This is a genomic window from Paenibacillus puerhi, from assembly GCF_009846885.1.
Taxonomy (GTDB): domain Bacteria; phylum Bacillota; class Bacilli; order Paenibacillales; family NBRC-103111; genus Paenibacillus_G; species Paenibacillus_G puerhi.
This window is the reverse complement of record NZ_WUWM01000013.1, coordinates 1-17,356: the sequence shown is the minus strand read 5'-3', so window position 1 is coordinate 17,356 and position 17,356 is coordinate 1. Positions and strand designations below refer to the sequence as shown.

Annotated in this window: 16 protein-coding genes and 3 pseudogenes; 3 read left to right on the top strand and 16 right to left on the bottom strand. The window is 47.1% G+C overall.

Features of this window, described 5'->3' with window-relative positions; genetic code table 11:
- Positions 1–9 precede the first annotated feature (9 nt).
- Complete coding sequence (locus tag GSF01_RS13480) at positions 10–1,179, bottom strand: benzoate/H(+) symporter BenE family transporter (RefSeq protein WP_159884813.1); 1,170 nt, start codon at positions 1,177–1,179, stop codon at positions 10–12.
- Between the two features lie 104 nt (positions 1,180–1,283).
- On the opposite strand from GSF01_RS13480, the gene pdxR reads away from it, so the two are divergent.
- Complete coding sequence (gene pdxR, locus GSF01_RS13475) at positions 1,284–2,723, top strand: MocR-like pyridoxine biosynthesis transcription factor PdxR (protein ID WP_159884986.1); 1,440 nt, start codon at positions 1,284–1,286, stop codon at positions 2,721–2,723.
- Positions 2,724–3,067: 344 nt separating this feature from the next.
- Here pdxR and GSF01_RS13470 read toward each other — a convergent pair whose 3' ends face one another.
- The 9 genes from GSF01_RS13470 to GSF01_RS13435 all read right to left on the bottom strand — a co-directional run bounded on the left by GSF01_RS13470 (position 3,068) and on the right by GSF01_RS13435 (position 10,332).
- Positions 3,068–3,223: a hypothetical protein gene (locus tag GSF01_RS13470; RefSeq protein WP_159884811.1), complete on the bottom strand. Its 156-nt coding sequence runs from the start codon at positions 3,221–3,223 to the stop codon at positions 3,068–3,070.
- 613 nt (positions 3,224–3,836) lie between these two features.
- Entirely contained in the window at positions 3,837–4,091 is a 255-nt protein-coding gene (locus tag GSF01_RS13465) for a hypothetical protein (RefSeq protein WP_159884809.1), read from the bottom strand.
- 1,100 nt (positions 4,092–5,191) lie between these two features.
- Positions 5,192–5,878 (bottom strand): SGNH/GDSL hydrolase family protein, encoded by a 687-nt coding sequence (locus tag GSF01_RS13460; RefSeq protein WP_159884807.1) that lies wholly within the window; start codon positions 5,876–5,878, stop codon positions 5,192–5,194.
- Between the two features lie 369 nt (positions 5,879–6,247).
- Positions 6,248–6,742, bottom strand: a complete 495-nt coding sequence (locus GSF01_RS13455; RefSeq protein ID WP_159884805.1) for a hypothetical protein — start codon at positions 6,740–6,742, stop codon at positions 6,248–6,250.
- A gap of 70 nt (positions 6,743–6,812) precedes the next feature.
- The gene (locus GSF01_RS13450; RefSeq protein WP_159884803.1) at positions 6,813–7,838 is read right to left on the bottom strand and encodes a glycoside hydrolase family 88/105 protein; all 1,026 of its coding nucleotides are present in this window, start codon (positions 7,836–7,838) and stop codon (positions 6,813–6,815) included.
- A gap of 18 nt (positions 7,839–7,856) precedes the next feature.
- The gene (locus GSF01_RS13445) at positions 7,857–8,957 is read right to left on the bottom strand and encodes a rhamnogalacturonan acetylesterase (RefSeq protein ID WP_159884801.1); all 1,101 of its coding nucleotides are present in this window, start codon (positions 8,955–8,957) and stop codon (positions 7,857–7,859) included.
- A 32-nt stretch (positions 8,958–8,989) separates the two neighbouring features.
- Positions 8,990–9,388 (bottom strand): polysaccharide deacetylase family protein, encoded by a 399-nt coding sequence (locus GSF01_RS30365; RefSeq protein ID WP_407945764.1) that lies wholly within the window; start codon positions 9,386–9,388, stop codon positions 8,990–8,992.
- A 49-nt stretch (positions 9,389–9,437) separates the two neighbouring features.
- The gene (locus tag GSF01_RS30360) at positions 9,438–9,791 is read right to left on the bottom strand and encodes a polysaccharide deacetylase family protein (protein WP_407945763.1); all 354 of its coding nucleotides are present in this window, start codon (positions 9,789–9,791) and stop codon (positions 9,438–9,440) included.
- 325 nt (positions 9,792–10,116) lie between these two features.
- Entirely contained in the window at positions 10,117–10,332 is a 216-nt protein-coding gene (locus GSF01_RS13435) for a hypothetical protein (RefSeq protein ID WP_159884799.1), read from the bottom strand.
- Positions 10,333–10,575: 243 nt separating this feature from the next.
- Between GSF01_RS13435 and GSF01_RS13430 the strand changes: the two genes are divergently transcribed.
- Together GSF01_RS13430 and GSF01_RS13425 are read left to right on the top strand one after the other, a co-directional pair.
- On the top strand, positions 10,576–10,827 hold the full coding sequence (locus GSF01_RS13430) for a hypothetical protein (protein ID WP_159884797.1): 252 nt from the start codon (positions 10,576–10,578) through the stop codon (positions 10,825–10,827).
- A gap of 23 nt (positions 10,828–10,850) precedes the next feature.
- Positions 10,851–11,036 (top strand): annotated as a pseudogene (locus tag GSF01_RS13425) (sugar-binding domain-containing protein); the annotation flags it as partial.
- Positions 11,037–11,038: 2 nt separating this feature from the next.
- Here GSF01_RS13425 and GSF01_RS13420 read toward each other — a convergent pair.
- The 6 genes and pseudogenes from GSF01_RS13420 to GSF01_RS29655 all read right to left on the bottom strand — a co-directional run.
- Positions 11,039–11,477 (bottom strand): annotated as a pseudogene (locus tag GSF01_RS13420) (glycoside hydrolase family 2 TIM barrel-domain containing protein); the annotation flags it as partial.
- 570 nt (positions 11,478–12,047) lie between these two features.
- Positions 12,048–12,983, bottom strand: a complete 936-nt coding sequence (locus GSF01_RS13415; protein WP_159884795.1) for a glycoside hydrolase family 43 protein — start codon at positions 12,981–12,983, stop codon at positions 12,048–12,050.
- A gap of 168 nt (positions 12,984–13,151) precedes the next feature.
- Entirely contained in the window at positions 13,152–14,549 is a 1,398-nt protein-coding gene (locus tag GSF01_RS13410; protein ID WP_159884793.1) for a family 4 glycosyl hydrolase, read from the bottom strand.
- Between the two features lie 43 nt (positions 14,550–14,592).
- On the bottom strand, positions 14,593–15,705 hold the full coding sequence (locus GSF01_RS13405) for a hypothetical protein (RefSeq protein WP_159884791.1): 1,113 nt from the start codon (positions 15,703–15,705) through the stop codon (positions 14,593–14,595).
- A 57-nt stretch (positions 15,706–15,762) separates the two neighbouring features.
- A complete protein-coding gene (locus GSF01_RS13400) occupies positions 15,763–17,097 on the bottom strand; it encodes a glycoside hydrolase family 28 protein (RefSeq protein WP_159884789.1) in 1,335 nt (444 codons plus the stop codon).
- Positions 17,087–17,356, bottom strand: a pseudogene (locus GSF01_RS29655) (hypothetical protein); the annotation flags it as partial. The gene GSF01_RS13400 and the pseudogene GSF01_RS29655, both read right to left, overlap by 11 nt.

Here is a 17,356-nt window from a genome sequence, read left to right as displayed (position 1 = left end):
TAGAACCGTCTATTCCCCCTGCTGACCGGTGGCAGCTCTTCCCTCGCCAAGCAGCTTGGCCGTAAGGGTACCGATAAGCAGCGACCAGACGGCGGCCGAGACGCCCCAAACCTGGACATTCGAGATGGCGATCACAAACGAAAATAACACCGAAAACCGATAGGAAGATTCGGCAAATGCCGATCTCATGCTGCTCAACAGCACCCCGAGGAGAGAAAAACCGGTGATGATCACAATGAACGACTTCGGAACCAGCTCGATGACGGCGATCGCCTTCCAGGCAAACAAACCGAATAATGCGACAAGTACGCCAGACACTACGGCAGCCCGGTAACGTTCTTCCTTGATCCCTGCCTCCTCGCTGCTGCATAAGGTCGTCATCATCCCTCCGATGTTTACCGAATGACCGCCGAACAAACTCACAAACGCGGTCCCTAGACCGGATATGGCAATGAGCTTGTTGAACGGCGCTTGAAAGCCATTTTTTTTCAGCGCGGCCAGCGCGACCGCCACATCATTGCTCAGAATAAGCACAGCGATCGGAACCGCGAGCGAGAAGAAGCCGTTGACGGTGAACTCCGGTACAACCAACTGCGGAAGCGTAAAGCCCGACGTCTGCAAGGCGGGAAAATCATGCTCCAGCAGCAGTCCGGCGATCCCGAACACGAGTACGCCCAGCAGGGGCGGGATGATGCGTGAGATTTTCGGAACAAGAAAGAAGCCTATAACAGCCAGACCTCCTGAGATTGGGGACTGCTGGAGAGCTGGAATCATATCGACCGCATAATGCAGGATCATCCCCGCCAGCATCGCATCCAGCAATGGCCTCGGAATCCACTGGAACACCTTCGTCAATAAACCGGAGAAGCCCAGTATGGCGATCAGGCAGCCAGCCATAAGAAAGCTTCCGGCAAGCTCGCTAAGTGAATAATGGGCTGCGGCTGTGCTTAGGAAAGCGGCAGCTGTTATCGAGTGGGCTCCCGCCATCGGTATTCTATAGAAAAGCGACAACAGGAGATTCAATAGGCCGCCGACGAAGTAGACGACAAACAGCCAGGAGATCAGTTCGGGACGCGAGAGCCCTGCGGCCTCTGCCGAGCTGATGATTAAGACGGCGCCTCCCGTGCAAGCCATAAGAGCCGATAAGGTCCCGGCTGCAACGTTTTTAGCGTTTAGCATAAGCTCATTCCTTTATCCTCAAAGATTCGTATTGTGTTCCGCCTATGTTAAGATAGTTAACGAAGAACCTTCCCCTACCAAAACAAGCCGGAGGATGAACGATGATGTGGAAGCCCGACCGCGAGAGCGGAGTGCCGCTCTATCAGCAAATCGCGGATGATCTAGAAAAAAGGATAGCTTACGGCGAGTTTCCGCCCGGAAGCCTGCTTCCGTCCGAACGAAAACTGGCCGACCAGCTCGGCGTCAACCGCAGCACCGTGATTCTCGCTTATTCCGAGCTTCGCTCCTTAGGTATCATTGAAAGTCAGATGGGGAGCGGGACTCGGGTCAGTAAATTCAAATGGGGCGTAACTACGAAGCATACGCCGAACTGGCACCGCTATGTGGAAGGTGGCAGCTTCCTGCCCAATCTGGCCTTCCTTCGCCGGATTCGTGAAGCGCTGCTGGCCGATAATCGGCTGATCGACTTCGCCAGCGGGGAGTTAAGCGCCGACCTGTCCCCGGTGGCAGAGCTCAACCGGCTTATTCTAGAGCATCCTTATACCGAGCATCTCGGGTATGACAATCCCCAAGGGCTTGTCCAGCTCCGGAAGGCGCTTGTCGGATTTTTAAGTCATTATCGTAACATTCAAACGACCGATTCGTCCATTCTGATTACGTCAGGCTCCCAGCAGTCGTTATACTTAATAACCCAATGTTTGTTGGCGCCCGGCGATGCGGTGGCGATCGAGGATCCTTCGTACTGTTATTCCCTGCCTATGTTCCAATCTGCCGGGCTCCGCTTGTTCCGGTTGCCGGTCGACGATAAAGGAATACGTCCCGACGACATTCGTATGCTGTACAGGAAGCACCGGATCAAAATGGTGTTCGTTAACCCGAACTTCCAAAATCCAACGGGAACGGTGCTCGATCCCGAGCGGCGCAGGGAGCTGCTGGAGGTGGCTAGCGAGCTCGGGCTCCCCCTGGTCGAGGATGATCCGTTCGGCTTGACCGCTTACGACGGACTCCCGCCCCTGCCGCTCAAATCGATGGACACGGTCGGATCGGTGCTGTATATCGGCTCTTTCTCCAAAATCGCAGCCTCCGGCCTGAGGGTAGGCTGGATGGTGGCGCCGAATCCCGTCGTCGAACGGTTAGCCGACGCCCGGCAGCAGATGGATTTCGGCCTGAGCGTCATTCCTCAGAGGCTGGCTGCCCATTTCCTGAAATCCCCTTATATACAGCCGCATCTGGACCGCCTTCAGATGAATCTTCAACTCAAGAGGGACTTGGTTATGGAGGCGCTTCACCGCGAACTGCCTGAACTGGTTACGTTTACGGGCCCCCAAGGAGGCCTGCACCTATGGTGCAGAATCAACGCCCAGGTTCAGGATCATCGGCTGCTGGAAGAAGCGATCCGGCACGGGGTTGTCTTCGTCCCGGGCAGCGTCTACGGCTCGGATTCCGGGTATGTACGGTTCACCTTCGCCAGAGCCAGGGCCGAGGACATTGGTCCCGGTATTTCCAGATTCGCGTCCGCCTTGCGTCGAGTTCTTGATCCTTAGTCTTAAGGAGAATTAACTGAATAACAATGAACAAGGAGCAGTTGCCTCGGCAATCTGCTCCTTGTTCATTGAATTCACGTTTCCTGCTCATCGGCGATGCTCCTCTAACTAAGGAAAATAAACCAATCATACTTATATCCCAGAATGAAGAATACGGAGATACAAATCCATAAGAGAAGCAGACGAATGCTTCTAGGGATACTTAAAAATATTGAAAACAGGTTCATAGTCCAGTTATTCATCGATTCTTTCATGACATCACTCCTTTATCAGCCGCTTAAAACGCTGGATTGATCATTTTAATGGTATTGTAACAAAGTAATTGCAACATGATCTAGCGTGGTTCAAGTCTGTTTTATTCCTTTAGGCCTAAAAGTTCTTCCTCTGGAAGATACCTGTTTTGCTGTAAACCAAGGTTTATATTTTACACCGGAGCCCTGACCTTTACCTTCCTTTATCCAACGTTTAATTAATGATTGAATTGAACTACTCTCGATCATAAAAGCCCCCTTTCAATACATCTAGTTATACATTGGATGTTACTATACTATATATACGTTTTCAATATTCAGACTATTTATTTATCATATATTCTCTCTTTATACTAGAACTGTAGAGTTGTCCTTCAAGTTCCTCAACACTCCATTCCAGCGTTTTTATGTATGCTAATATTTCTTCTTCAGTTGCCTTCGTTATAAATCCAGGAGCCCCCCTTTTTTCTTAGCGTCAATTATTCTTTTGAAATCTTTACTTCGTCTATACATTAGAGGTCCCATTCGGATCTTCTTATACTTTTCTATCGACTTTCGAAGTTTTGTTGTAATAGAATTAATTGATAGTAATGATCGCAGTTTTGAGTGAAAGGGAAATCATGATACTTATTATTTCTTTCTATGTTTGCATTGCAAGTTCTTAGTATCCTATCTAGCCCTTCTAAAAGTTCTTCCAAGTTTATTCCCCTCCCGGTATTAATTCTACAGCTTATTGTTCAATACTCTCGCCGCTCGCTCCCTTCCATTTTGCTTTCTTTATTTTCTTTATAGTTCTGCGCTTGCTTTTCTTTCGTAAAGCTATTAATAATTGAATACTTTGGAAATATCGTTCAAGCTTGCTTCAGGGGAAATCGCTCGCATTAATTGCATTACAAATATCTAAGGATTCCTCCTCCGTATTTAATATAAAAATATTTGATGCATTGTCTTCATAATAGTAAACTTTAATCCTCCACCCCTTCTCATTCATCGCTTTTTCAAACCATTGCTCTCGAATAGCCCGTATACAAGAGAACCTAATACCCAAAAATAAAATTCCTTTTGGTGTCACCTTTGCAAAACTAGCTTTTAAATCTTTTGGTGCTGATTTTTCCATATTAAAAATCTCCTCTCTATGAATCTATCACTAGTATTATCTAAAATTATTATTTTAATACTAAAAAAAATACTGTCTTTTGATATTTTAGAATTGATCAATATTCCTAAAATAGATCTCGTTTGATATATGCATTTCCTCAATTATTAGATGAATAAAAAAAGCACAAAGATTACTAATCATCGGTATACCCCATTTGCTTAGATAAAATGAGGAAGAACCAGCCTGTCCAGGATGATTCCTCATTTAAAGTGTAAGATGTTCACGCCAGGGCAAGAGAACACTTTCAAAAATAACCATGTCAATTTACAACACTTATTCTCCTAAATTCACAAGCACGCTATTCCAGCAAACCTTCGTTCTGATAGAATGAATCGTATCACGTTGTATCACGGTGCTGAATGGAAAAACCGATTTTTGCATGTAAAATTCCGTCCTTTCAAATCAACTAACACATAGATTGTGAAGTACTATATACTATCTTCGTTCGTAGCAAAAACAGTCCGAATCTTAGAAGATTCGGACTGTACTATGTAATCATTTATGTTGAGCCACTGGAAAATTAATTATCGTAAAAACAGCATTAGCAGCTGCAGCTTGAGGGCCTTAAGATCTTCGTAGACAAGCTTGGCAACTTCAATGCCGCCCTGCTACTGAAAATGCTTATTATCCTCGACGCTGTTTGAAAAATTCATAAACTCTCCGGGCGCAAGCTACAAGTACAGTTTCTTCGTCGCCTCCGGTCCCCACTGTTCGATCAGCGCTTTACTCGACTTGGCCAAATCGATGAGCGGCACGCTTTCGTCCGCCGACCGTATGCAATTTTGCCGTCTTTGAATTGGATATTACGTAATAAGCCGAAAGTAGGAGCGAAATCGTGAAGCCTGATCAGATTTCCCGAACCCATGCCTGATAACGGAAGCTCATCCTTACAATTAACAATAAGGAAGGAATACCCTTCCTTAGGATGAATCCTCTCGCAAAACGATCTAAGATCTCTTTGACCATACGCGTTAAAGAGCTAGAATACCACTTACCATTCACTGAAGGCTATAATCAAATATAGTCAATGTAACCACACTATACCCAGAACATTGTGCTCAAAACAATCGATTTGTTTCTGTTGATATGCCGATTTCCGAATTACTTGATACGGCTGGGATTTCGGCAGATTTCAACCTATATTTTTCCAAGAAACCCGCAATATATGCTGCTTGCAAGCATCGTATTTCCTCCTTAAAATGTACATGATCACAATATGCACTTGCGCCGAAGATCCGGGTGAATGAATAAAGATCAACCATAGAAACCCCTTGATTGTTCATTATTTCGTCCGCGACGGCATTATAGGCTACTACATCTTCATGAAAACGATGAAATGTTGTTGTCGCTCTGGTATTATGAATTTCCTCCAAAGCATCTGTCGTACGGACCCAAATCAAAGTTTGTGCCGTCTCTCGGGCTATAAGAACAATCTTTTCAAGATTATCTCGGTACTGATTCACAGGTACTTGCTTCATGCCCGTAACCAGTTGGGTTTTGATATCGTGTAGCCCGCAGTTGAGCAACAACAGGTCATAGCGCACTCCCCTGTCTCGTTCCCCTTTCAAATATTCCAGAACCATATTGCTGTCCCCACCATTCGCGCCGACGGGATTGTCCAAATCTGCCAATGCCTGCTCTTCTCCCCGCTTACGATCATAATGGAAGCTATTTTCGACCATCCCTTTCAAGTAGGGGCCATATTTGATCGAAATACTGTCACCAAAGACAAATAACTTTCTCATTCATGTTTTCTCCTTCCAGAATATCTACATAATTCTAAGTATTCAACATCTTCATCATCTTTTTTTTCGCATACCTTTGGCCCAACAACCGCCGGCAAGCAGAGTCGAAGTGCGTGCCATAACCGATACTATCCGTGCCCTCGCTGAATACCCAGTCGGAGTTGCCGATGAAGTCCTGGATCCGAGTGATCATTTCGTTGAAGCTTAAGCGTGGCTCCGTTATTGTTGTTTCAGAATTGATTAGAATTCGAAACGCACCTCGTGCTAGGCGAGAACAGGCTGCCTAGCACCTTGATTTCTTCTAAATACCACCTTGTTTTGTTGACGAGGGTGTTCCAAACATTACTTTTGGAACACCCTCAAACCTGGTTATTGACGGACTTGTACAGTAATAGTGGAACTTACCGTCTCTCCCGCAGGATTGCTCAATACAGCCTTGTACTCATAAACTCCCTTAACCTTATCATTGATAAGAGATTTTGTAGATTGGGCTCCAGGAGTATGGGCGCTCAGCGTCTGGGAATCAACTAGGATTCCGTTTTCGTAAAGATCATAACGAGTAGCATTCGTTCCCCACCACATATTCATGGTGACCTTGTAGTTGCCGTCTCCGTCCCAATTATCTTGGGAGAGAACGGGCTGACCTGGCGCAGCGTCCGTTACGGTCACGGTCAACGGATCGCTTGTTGTAGAGCCGTACGCATTGAGCAACTCACCTTTGTAAACATAGGTGCCGTTCTTCTTGCCCGTTATGTCAATCTTCAGTGTCTGTGCTGATGGTTTAATGTATAAGCCGAAGACAGATCCCCGTCCCGGTCCAGGATTTTCGTTGCACCGGTAATTGGAGTCTCGTTTTAAACTCAAACGCCTCATATTTCCGCCAAATCGGCGTTGGATTTACGGAACTATGAGGCGCCTGTACAATCTGTATGCTCTATTCTCCCTGGCGCTGGAGCAACGACACCAGAAACGCCAGTGTCAGTCCTTGCCCCCAACCCTGAATTCTTTTGGTGGAGATAGCCTTGTAATCTTCTGCAGAATACATCACGGCTGTTCCCGCTGACACCTTCCGAACCGAACCGTCATCATCGATCTGGGCTACAATTCCTTCATACGCTTTAGCAATGGCCTGCTCGTGCAGCGGATGGCCCTTGACTACCAAGGCGGCAGCGATGCCTGCGGAAGCGGAGGTTTCCAGATAAGAGGTGTCATCATCCAACACCGTCCGCCACAGTCCTTCCTGTGACTGCAGCCGGACCAGTGCGCTCAATTGATCGCTGAGAGCGCCGCCGATCTGCATCCACATGGGCATGAACGGATTCAGCATCTTGGAGGCTTGCGCCATGGTATAAGAGGCCCATGCATTGGCCCGGCCCCAGTAGATGGCCGACAGATGATCCTGTCTCACATTATCCCAAGCATGATAGAACAGGTTCGTCTTCATATCCTGCAGGTATTCCTCATGCCAATAATATTGGTTCAGTGCGTCCTCGATATAGGCTTTGTTGTCCACTTTATAACCAAGGCGAAGCAGGAAGTAGGCCGCCATGAACAGCGTATCCGCCCATGCCTGTTCCGGAAAATCATTTTTCGAAGATACGGTATGCTGGAATACCCCTTCACCGAAGCGGATGGCGTCGTTGCGGAGATACTCCGCCTTCTTCACGGCCAGGTCCAGATACCTAGAATCGCCTGTCGCCTCATGCAGCGTCAGCATGGTATGCCCCATGGCGCAAGCATTGACCATCAGCGGAGGCAACCCAAGCTCCAGATACTCATCCACCCACTTGACCAGAAAATCAATATATTCTTGCTTGCGGGTTACTTCCCAGGCTTTGCATATGCCGTAATAGGCCACCCCGCATGACCAGTTCCATGTGAAATCCATGCTCATGGTCCGGTGGACAACCCGGTCTATAAGCTCCTTCACTTCATTCTCATCAAATTCAAATCTGCGCATGGCAGCCATCCTCCTACTTTATCTCAGATACATAATCAGGTTCTGCATACGATTCTCCCGGATGCCCTGCACGACCAGTTCGGCAACCCGCAGACCGCCGCGCTCCTGAAAATGTGTGTTGTCAGCTACCCCCGATGAACGACTCTTCCATTCTCCGGGACTGCCCCAGAGGAAGATGGATTTGGTTTCTTCCGGTCCCAGCTCCTCGAACAGCCGCTTGCTCTTGTCAGCCAAATCGATCAGCGGAACCCCTTCCTCCTCAGCCAGCTGTCTGACGGCATCCAAATAAGAACCGTGAGTATTCTCTACCTTCCCCTCAGCGTCAAAGTAACGGCGGTGTACCGAGGTTACGAGTACAGGGTTCGCCTTCTTCGAGCGGGCAGCCGCAATATATTGGCGAAGATGCTCGGGGTAAGTAGTCGTAGGGTCGGTATGCCGCTCCGGGTCCGCCTTCTGATCGTTATGGCCGAACTGAATGAACAGAAAGTCGCCTTCCTTAAGCTCTTCGTCGATGAGCGCAAGCCGCCCTTCGGAGATAAAGCTCTTGGAGCTGCGTCCTCCCTTGGCATGGTTAGCTACGGCCACATCATGCTTGAAGAAGCACTGAAGCATCTGGCCCCAGCCGGAGAAAGGAAATCCTTCTTCGCTGGAATCGGTTACGGTTGAATCTCCGGCAAGAAATAAGGTGATCTGCTCGTGGGACGGGGTGATTTCCAGTGCATTGATGCGAGGAGCTGTTCCCTTGAAGCTCAGCTTCAATTGTCCGCCGAGTACATTTACAGCAAACCTTTCCCGGACATATTGACCCTCTACCGTATTTACGTTCCGCAGCACAAGGCGCTCACCGTTTGTTTTTACCGTTGTATCGGTTGGGGCGAAGGTGTCTCCCATGGTCACGGTCACAATGTAGTTCCCATCTTCTACATCAGCCAGGAAGGAGGTGCCAAAAGGAATACAAAAATCTCCCGTTAGCCGAGTTTCTTCTCTTCTGTCAGCAGAAACCCTAGAGCAATCGGTAAATCCATACCCCTTACCGGAATGATACAGGTCAGTCGCAGTCACTTTTACATATCCGTCCGCTGCTGTCCCCTCGGGTCCAAAATCAAAACGTAATGTCATCGTGATCCTCCATATGATTGAGTTGCCAAGCGTCAGACAAAGCACACCGTACTTCCGCCGGGAATCTCTGTAGTAATGCTGTCCACGCTAAGCCAGATGCTCATTGCTGTAGGATTATAGACAAAATCACAGGCTGCTGAAAACTTCAGTTGACCATACGCTTTGACATAATCGGCAATCTGAATGTTCGTGGCATACCAGATGTCCTCCCGGCCGCCTATGAGCTCACTAAACTGCTCAATCAGTTCCCAGTTGTTGTCGTTATCGAATTCGTAGCTGTGACCCCAGACATACATCAGGTACAGACCCTTGGTTTTGGTATTCTGAATGAACGCCTCTGCATGCTTCATCAAGTTTTCTTTATGGTGGCATGTGCCCTTCCACTCCAGCCAGTCATCCGGCAGACCAAAGCCTCCCGTCGTCTCCACCACCCGGGCGTACTCGATGCCCAGATGTGGAAGCAGGTTCTTAATGGCCTGGTTAAAGGAGCCGCCCGGGATAAGACATGCCTCTGATCGTATAGCCGAAGATCCGCTCCAGGTTCTTGCGGTCTTCCATCACCTCATGCACGAGCAATTCCTTGGGAATCCGGGCAATGCTCGGATGGGTTAGCGTATGGGCTGATGCTTCATGCCCTTCATACGTACGGCCAAGCTCCCCTTCCTCCACCCGGTCAAGCTTCCCCGTCAGACCTGAGTTAATATGGAAGGTTCCTTTAATTCCGTTGCGGTTAAAGATGTCAACCAGCCGCTTATCGGCATTGCGTCCATCATCATAACTCATGGTCAACGCCTTGAACTTCCCTTGTGGATAACACAACCGGATACTTTTCATCGTCATGCCTCCCATAATGAAATCGACGGGATGTGATTGCCTCCATCCGCTGGAGTTCCGGTTCGCTTGCTTTTCCGGATGAATCATATCCCGACGAAACTTTCAGGTATCCTGTTTACTTTATGGAAAAATCTTGAACCTGCAAATTCGATACGTTGTTAAGCTCGATGTCTTTATCGCCTGTTGCCTGCAAATGGACATTCTTGATCTCCACGGTCTCAGCATCATTGCAGACCAAGGCGTTTCCGCTGTTAAGGTGATATTTTCCAGTCGAATGGTTTTAAGTTTATGCTCCGGCAAGCCACCAATTTGACCATTCATTCTGTCATCTCGTAAGCACGTCCAGATAGACGTCGGCATGGCCCAATACGGCATGGAGCAGCAAGCGGACATGTCCGGTTTGTTCCATCCGCACGGTTCTTCTGTACCAGGCTACTCCCTCATAGTCGCACAGGAAAAGCTCGTTATTCCAGCAAGCGGGAACATACATCTTCTGTGGAGCATGTGGAAATCGCTCAAACCATTTTAGTTCAATTCCCACATTGGCCGCGTCGGTTATAAAGTCCCATGGGCCATCCAATTTTTGTGTGGAGCGGATATAATGTTCTTGAAACGTCCTTGAAAATCGCGTTCCTCCTTGGTGGATTACATCTTTATTGCAACCTTGCTAGCAGACTGATAATATGAATAATATCACTTCCAACTTGGATCAGGAATGGAAAAAAAAGATCGAGACTTGTAAATATCGCTCCTTCCTCCACCCAACCTTAAGGAGAAAGCGATCATGATGACACGCACGTATGATTTGAACCAGCTTGCGCTGCATATCCACTTCTTCCTCGACAAAATGACCTACCCCGGGTGGGAAGTTATCCGCAATCTGGTCAATGTGCATAGTCTGTACTGGATTCATGAGGCGGAAGGAACCTTCCGGACCAATACCGAACATAAGGTTAGAGCAGGAAAACCGATGTTGTGTGAGCTCGTTTCAATTTCGGTCTTTGATTCTGCCAGCTCCAATCTGGTAATCAGCTGATAAAGATTAGAAGCCTCCGTACTATGGATTCTTCGGTTTATGTAAACGGGCAATTGGCGGGAGAATGGAAGTACGGATATTCTTCGTTTGAACACGACATTACCAAGGCTGTAATCCCGGGAATCAATGAAATTGTCGTGAAGGTCGTTCATCAAAGTCCTAACAGCAGATGGTACTCGGGAGCGGGCATTTACCGCAATGTTTGGCTGAACAAATCCATCACTTCGGGAGCCGGCATATTATGGGCCGTCCGTATCGCGTTGACCCCCATCTCTATGAGGATCTCGAATCTTCGCTTCATGGCCGTTTTTTTAAACGCTACTCCTAGGGCACCCAAATCATGATGCTCGCAAACGCCGTTCAGCTTCATCTTTTGACCGTTTAGACGGAATCCTTCCTGGGGGTCCAGATCGATCGTTCGGATACACACCGTCAAAATATAACAATTGCTGTTTTTCTGCATCCGCACAAACAAAGCGCTTCCGATACCAGCCGATACTGTTTTCATAAAGATTCCGCGTATCATAGATCAGCCAATCATGGGGGAGATCGACGGGCTCAAACTGGAGATCCTTACAATCCGTCACTTCCAAACTGCTTTTTGCAAATTCCCAACCGTCGTTAAAAAGCGTCTTTTCATTTAAAGCGATATGCCCCCCTCAGCTTTCCACTACTATTTCCTTCTCTCATCTCTTGTGGTTATTAGCTTACTTCACGAAAAACCTTGTACTTTCAAACTATACTTGGAGCATCGGAAAATATACAATAGATATGATTCCGTTAATATTCTGAATTCTGAAACCCTTGATACGACTGGGTTTTTCGGCAGACCTAATGAAATTCCTAGGGAACAACAAAGCAGCCTTTGCCAATAAATCGCTTTGGTCGCCTGCGTCGAAAATGATTTCAAATTTAAGCGTATACATGAACAAAGCCGCCCCTGGTTTTAAGGGCGACCTCGTTGTATGGCAAATACGGTTAAGCCAAAATCTTCTCGTACCAATGATCGATTAAGGTGAAACAGAAGATTTCAATTTGTAAAGTATAACTTTAATCGCAAATCGCTTATTCTTCGCGTATTACAAAAAGGCACTCTTCCCTTCCCCGGGAGCAGTACCTTTTGCTTCATCCGATTTGCGCATTTGCTCTACAGACGTTTGTCCCGTTTGATTCGCCACGACAGTCCAATTGACTCCATCGCTTGATACTTGAATGACATGTCACTTTTCCCAAGTATTGAGTAGAGTCTCGTATTCAACGCGGGTTATGTTTAAGACAGATCCATGTCTTTTTAAGGAATGGCCCATATCATATTCATTTTCACTTAAAATGTGGAAATCACCGGTGGATAAATCTTTGGAAACTAGAGGAAAATAACCTTTCTGAGCTCTATACTGATCCACTAACAGACACCACTCATCCCGGTCATTGAATTTGAAAATTGCCGGCCCTTCTACCCCTTGTATCTTTACTAGGACAGGTGCATGCAAATAAGTGAACGATGATGACGATAAGGAACTACCGGTTTCTAATGTAATACATTTCGTCGCTTCATCCTTGGAGAACCTGTAATAAACTTCATCCGCCTTGATGATGGTAGTGTCAATAATATGATTATCACGTTCGATATAGACTTCAGGCTTGGAGAAGCTTCTAAAGTCCTTTGTACGAAAACTATAAATGATTTGTTTGGGAGGATTGCCATCTTTCTCTACCATAGATGCCCAGAATATCAAGTGCTCAGATGTTGACTCATCATAGATAGATTCTGGTGCCCATACACAACCTGCACCGGGAAGATCGACCTCAACGCTTCTCTCTGTTGACCAATGAATAAGATCCTCCGACTCCCATATAATGATTGAACGACTTCCGTTATTTTTAGCTACATCCCAGCCTTTGCCGGCATTGATCCGCAGGTCCGTTGCGATAATATAAAATTTTTGGTCCAGAGGGGAACGCAGAATAAAGGGGTCGCGCACTCCACCTTCCCCTATATTGGAGATCAAAACAGGCTGGCCGCCATTCAGATCCTTCCAATGCAAGCCATCCTTACTCAATGAGAAATATACTTGCTCTCCCCCTTGATCCTCCACAGTGAAGTAACAAAAAAGGTAAGCATCGTAGCGTTGAACACTTGAATGGTTAGTTGACATTTCTTATCCTCCTATACGTATATTCCAAAACCCTTGATATGACTGGGCTGTTCGTTCTTGTTTCTATGAAGTCCACAATCTCTTTCATAGTGCCTTTCAAATTTAAGCCTATACATCAACAAAGCCGCCCCTGGTTTTAAGGATGACTTCGTTGTATCCCAAATATGGTTAAGCCAGACTCTTTGCATACCAATGATCGGGAATAATATCCTTCTCTAACTCAAGAAGCTCCGTGATGATTTGATCAGCATCGGCGATCGAGTTGAGCAGCGGATCCGTCAACATGGCCCTTCTAAGCTTCTCGCGGCTGCCTTCAACTACGGCTTCAGCTGTCAATTCGTGCGTATCCAGCACGAGCTCCTGCATTCCTCGGATACCCCGTGGCATCTCGCCCACGTGGAACGGCTTCACCCCATCCATGGTAACCTCGCACAACAGCTCCAGGAAAGCATCGTCGTTCATATTCGTTACCGCACCTTCGTTGAAGGTGTTAATATAGAACGGCTTCCCTAATCCCGCGACCATATTTTCAATAATATCCGTCGCATGGTCCGGACCGAAAGAAGTCATATATTTCTCGATCGGCGTTTCACCGCTAAGGAAACTGTCCACTTGCCGCCACATATCCGCATGGCGCTTATACCGGGCTTCCGTTTCCCAAATCGACAGCGGCGGGATGGCATCCTTCAGTTTGCCGAGTCCTTGCCAATAAGGGACATATTCTTTAGTATGGGCCGTGCAGGTAGGGACATAACCAAAAATGTCGTACAATTGGTAGCTTACCGCATCATTAAAGAGTGCCTTGGCTCCTGTATCGCCCCCTACCGTCTCCGTCTCCGCCGATCGCTTCATCGACCCGGCAATCTCAGGAAGTATATCCTTGCCCTCATACTCCGCCTTCAACAGCCAAGTGAAATGGTTCACACCGGCGATACGCAAATCGAATTTGCGGTCAATTTCCTCGGTGTACTCGCTTTTATTTTTAATAATCCCCGCCCGCTCCGCATAGATAATTTTCTTATGAGGCATATGGTGCGAATCGCATAGGGCGAAGCTCTTAAGCTTAGGCGCAAATCGCTTCAACGCCATCCCGTGTACGGTGGACGGGTTTATATAATTTATGACCCATGCCTCCGGACAAAGAGCTTCAATATCCCTGGCGCAATCCATAATGACAGGCAGCTCGCGCATCGCCCGGAAGATCCCGCCCGGACCGATCGTATCTCCGGAGCACATTCTTATCCCATATTTCTCGGAGACCGCACAGTCGATTCCTCTGTACTGTACCGTATCCTCGGCGAAGCTAAGCACGACGAAGTCCGCGTCCTTAAGCACCTGCTTCCGGTCAACCGATCCCTCAATCTTCAGATCAACATTATTGGACTTGGCAACCATCTTGGCGAGCTTCAACAGTTTATTCAAGCGCTCTTCGTTCGTATCCACCAAGGCCAATGTTCCTTTGTTCAAATGCTCAGAATGAACCATTTGCCAGATGGCCTGCCTTCCAAAAAACAAACTTCCAGCTCCCAACACGACTACTTTCGGCTTTTGACTAGTAATGTTCATCTACTCCATTCATAGTTTAATTGTAGGTTACTTTTATCTAAAACTATTTGATTAAATCTGCAACCGATGTCAGCGCGACATCCGCACCGCCCATAACTGTCGTGGTGTAAACAATCCATGTGTCCTTGGGAGAAAACTGCGGATGCGGATCAAGATGATACGGGCTGCGATGGCCATAAATAGGAACAGGCAGACCGGAGACGATATCGATTTCGGCACCTGTATTTCTGTTGAAGAAGGATACGCGGCAAGGCGTGGTTTCCCATTTATATGGAGACTCGTCGGCGCAGTAAAATTCGCGCGTGCTGTTGCAGTGGGCATGGCATAGGGGCGTTTTCCATACATGTGTAGTGATATCGGCATCGACATCATGCTCAAATACGCCTTTGTTGTAATCCACCCAGCACATCAGGCCGTCCTTGCTCCACCATTCGTGGCAGGCATCTGTACCGTGATCAAACCAATCCTTTGGCTTCATTGGCTCGTATTTTGTCCCAAGGGTATCCATCAACCATATGCGGTGGTCAAAGCCGGTTCGTCTTCCGGTGATTCTATCGTACCACCAGTCCTCAGCCATTGAGAACAGCTCGGGCTTTGTAGGGTTGAACTGCGCGTGGTTATACCTACGCGGAAACTCCTTAAGAATCTCGACGGTGCCTTTTTCCTTGTCCGCGATAGCGATAAACCAATGGTTGCCGACCTCGCCATCCAGCAAGAAATATTTGCCGTCAGCCGACATAGTGAGATGCGAACACATCCTATACAGTGTTCTGCCATTGATATAGTCCTTGTCCATCGAACATATAATTCGAGGCTTGTCACCAATACGAAAATGCCAGACATGGCTGTCCTGACAAAAATAAACCGCGTCGCCCTCTGGGGCGATCATAGGCCCGCCTATAAGGGTAATTTCTGGGAAACACTGAATGAAAGGATTATCCGGGTCAAGCGATACAACGCCAAGGGAACGATAGGTTGCCGGAGGGTAGAATGTAAAGAACCACAGCCATTTTTCATCGTTAGATATGCTGTAATTTGAAAAGTAAAAGGATTGCTGGATAGGCGCCTGTTTTTTGGTCAGGACATAGCTCTTTACACCGCTTATAGGGTCTACCCATTCGGTAAAATAGGGATGGTTTTCTAAATTGAATGCCACGTTAAAGCCCCTTTCATATTGCTGAATCTGAACTTCTCATTTCTTATAACTAATAGCTTACTTCACGGAAAAACCTTGCACCTTCAAACTATTGATATTCGCAAATTCCGTGCTTTTATTGACGTCTGCATGGATATCGATATCCCGGATTTCTATGGTTTCTACGTCGGTGCAGACTATTGCCGTTTCAGCACTTAAATTGATGTTTTCAAGGATAATATCCTGTAGTCGGTGTTCAGGCAAACCTCTGATTTCTACTGCGATTTTGGCGCCTTTTCCCGTAATATGTTTGATCGTAATATTTTTGAAATCGGAAGGTGTTGCCGTTTTGGGAACAACCGTACTATAGGGATAGTACATATTGATTTGTATGGCCTCTTCCCTTACGTCGTTAATGTCTATATGTTCAAACCAGACATTTTCAACAAAGCCGCCCCGGCCGCGCATCGACTTCAAACGGATGCCTCGATCTCCCCCGCCGATCTTGCAATGCGAAGCGTAAATATTTCTTACTCCCCCGGACATGCCGCTGCCGATGACCAATCCGCCATGACCTTCCTTCATCACGCAATTCCTAATCACAATATTTTCGCAAGGCTTGTTTACTCTCCAGCCGTCCTCATTCATACCGGAGTTGATTGCGATGCAATCATCGCCTGTTTCAAAATAGCTATCCTCGACAAGGACATTTTTGCACGAATCAGGATTTAATCCGTCGGTATTCGGTCCGCAGCTTACAATATGAATATTGCGTATAATGACATTTTCGCAGTATACCGGATGTACCGTCCACTGAGGGCCGTCCTTAATAGAAATCCCCTCGATTAGTACATTTTTACAATGAATAGGTTGGATAAAGGAAGGTCTTAAAGCATCTTTCTCCGTACCATAAATGCGATCCTGAACGGGAATACCAAGACTCTCGGCATAGCACAGCCTGTTTGCCGCATCTTGTTGCAGCTTTTTCCAATGCCACCATGCCTCCCCATTCCCGACAAGCGTACCTTCTCCTGTTACTGCAATATTTTCGCAATCTTTAGCATAGATAAGAGGGGAATAATTATAGCACTCCATCCCCTCCCACCTTGTAAAAACGACAGGAAGATAGTCGGCAAACCTATCGCTAAATCGAATCGTTGCCCCTTTTTCAAACTTCAAATGAATGTTGCTTCTTAAGTGAATCGGTCCCGACACCCATTCCCCTTGAGGCACAATTACCGTACCTCCTCCTTGCTCGGAGCATGCTTCAACGGCCCTTTGGATAACACGATAATCCGCTTCTCGTTCCTGATCCCCGGTTAAATAGTCATCTACTTGAAACCGCTTATCCGGAAACGTTGGTGCGGCTATTTCATCCATTTCGAACGGTGTTCCATAAAAGTTATTGCCCATAACTATTCTTAGTACCTTCCTTCATTAGACATTCGGGAATCTCTGTAGTGATGCTGTCCACGCTAAGCCAGATGCTCATTGCTGTAGGATTATAAACAAAATCACAGGCTGCCGAAAACTTCAGTTGACCATACGCTTTGACATAATCGGCAATCTGAATGTTCGTGGCATACCAGATGTCCTCCCGGCCGCCTATGAGCTCACTAAACTGCTCAATCAGTTCCCAAGTTGTTGTCGTTATCGAATTCGTAGCTGTGAC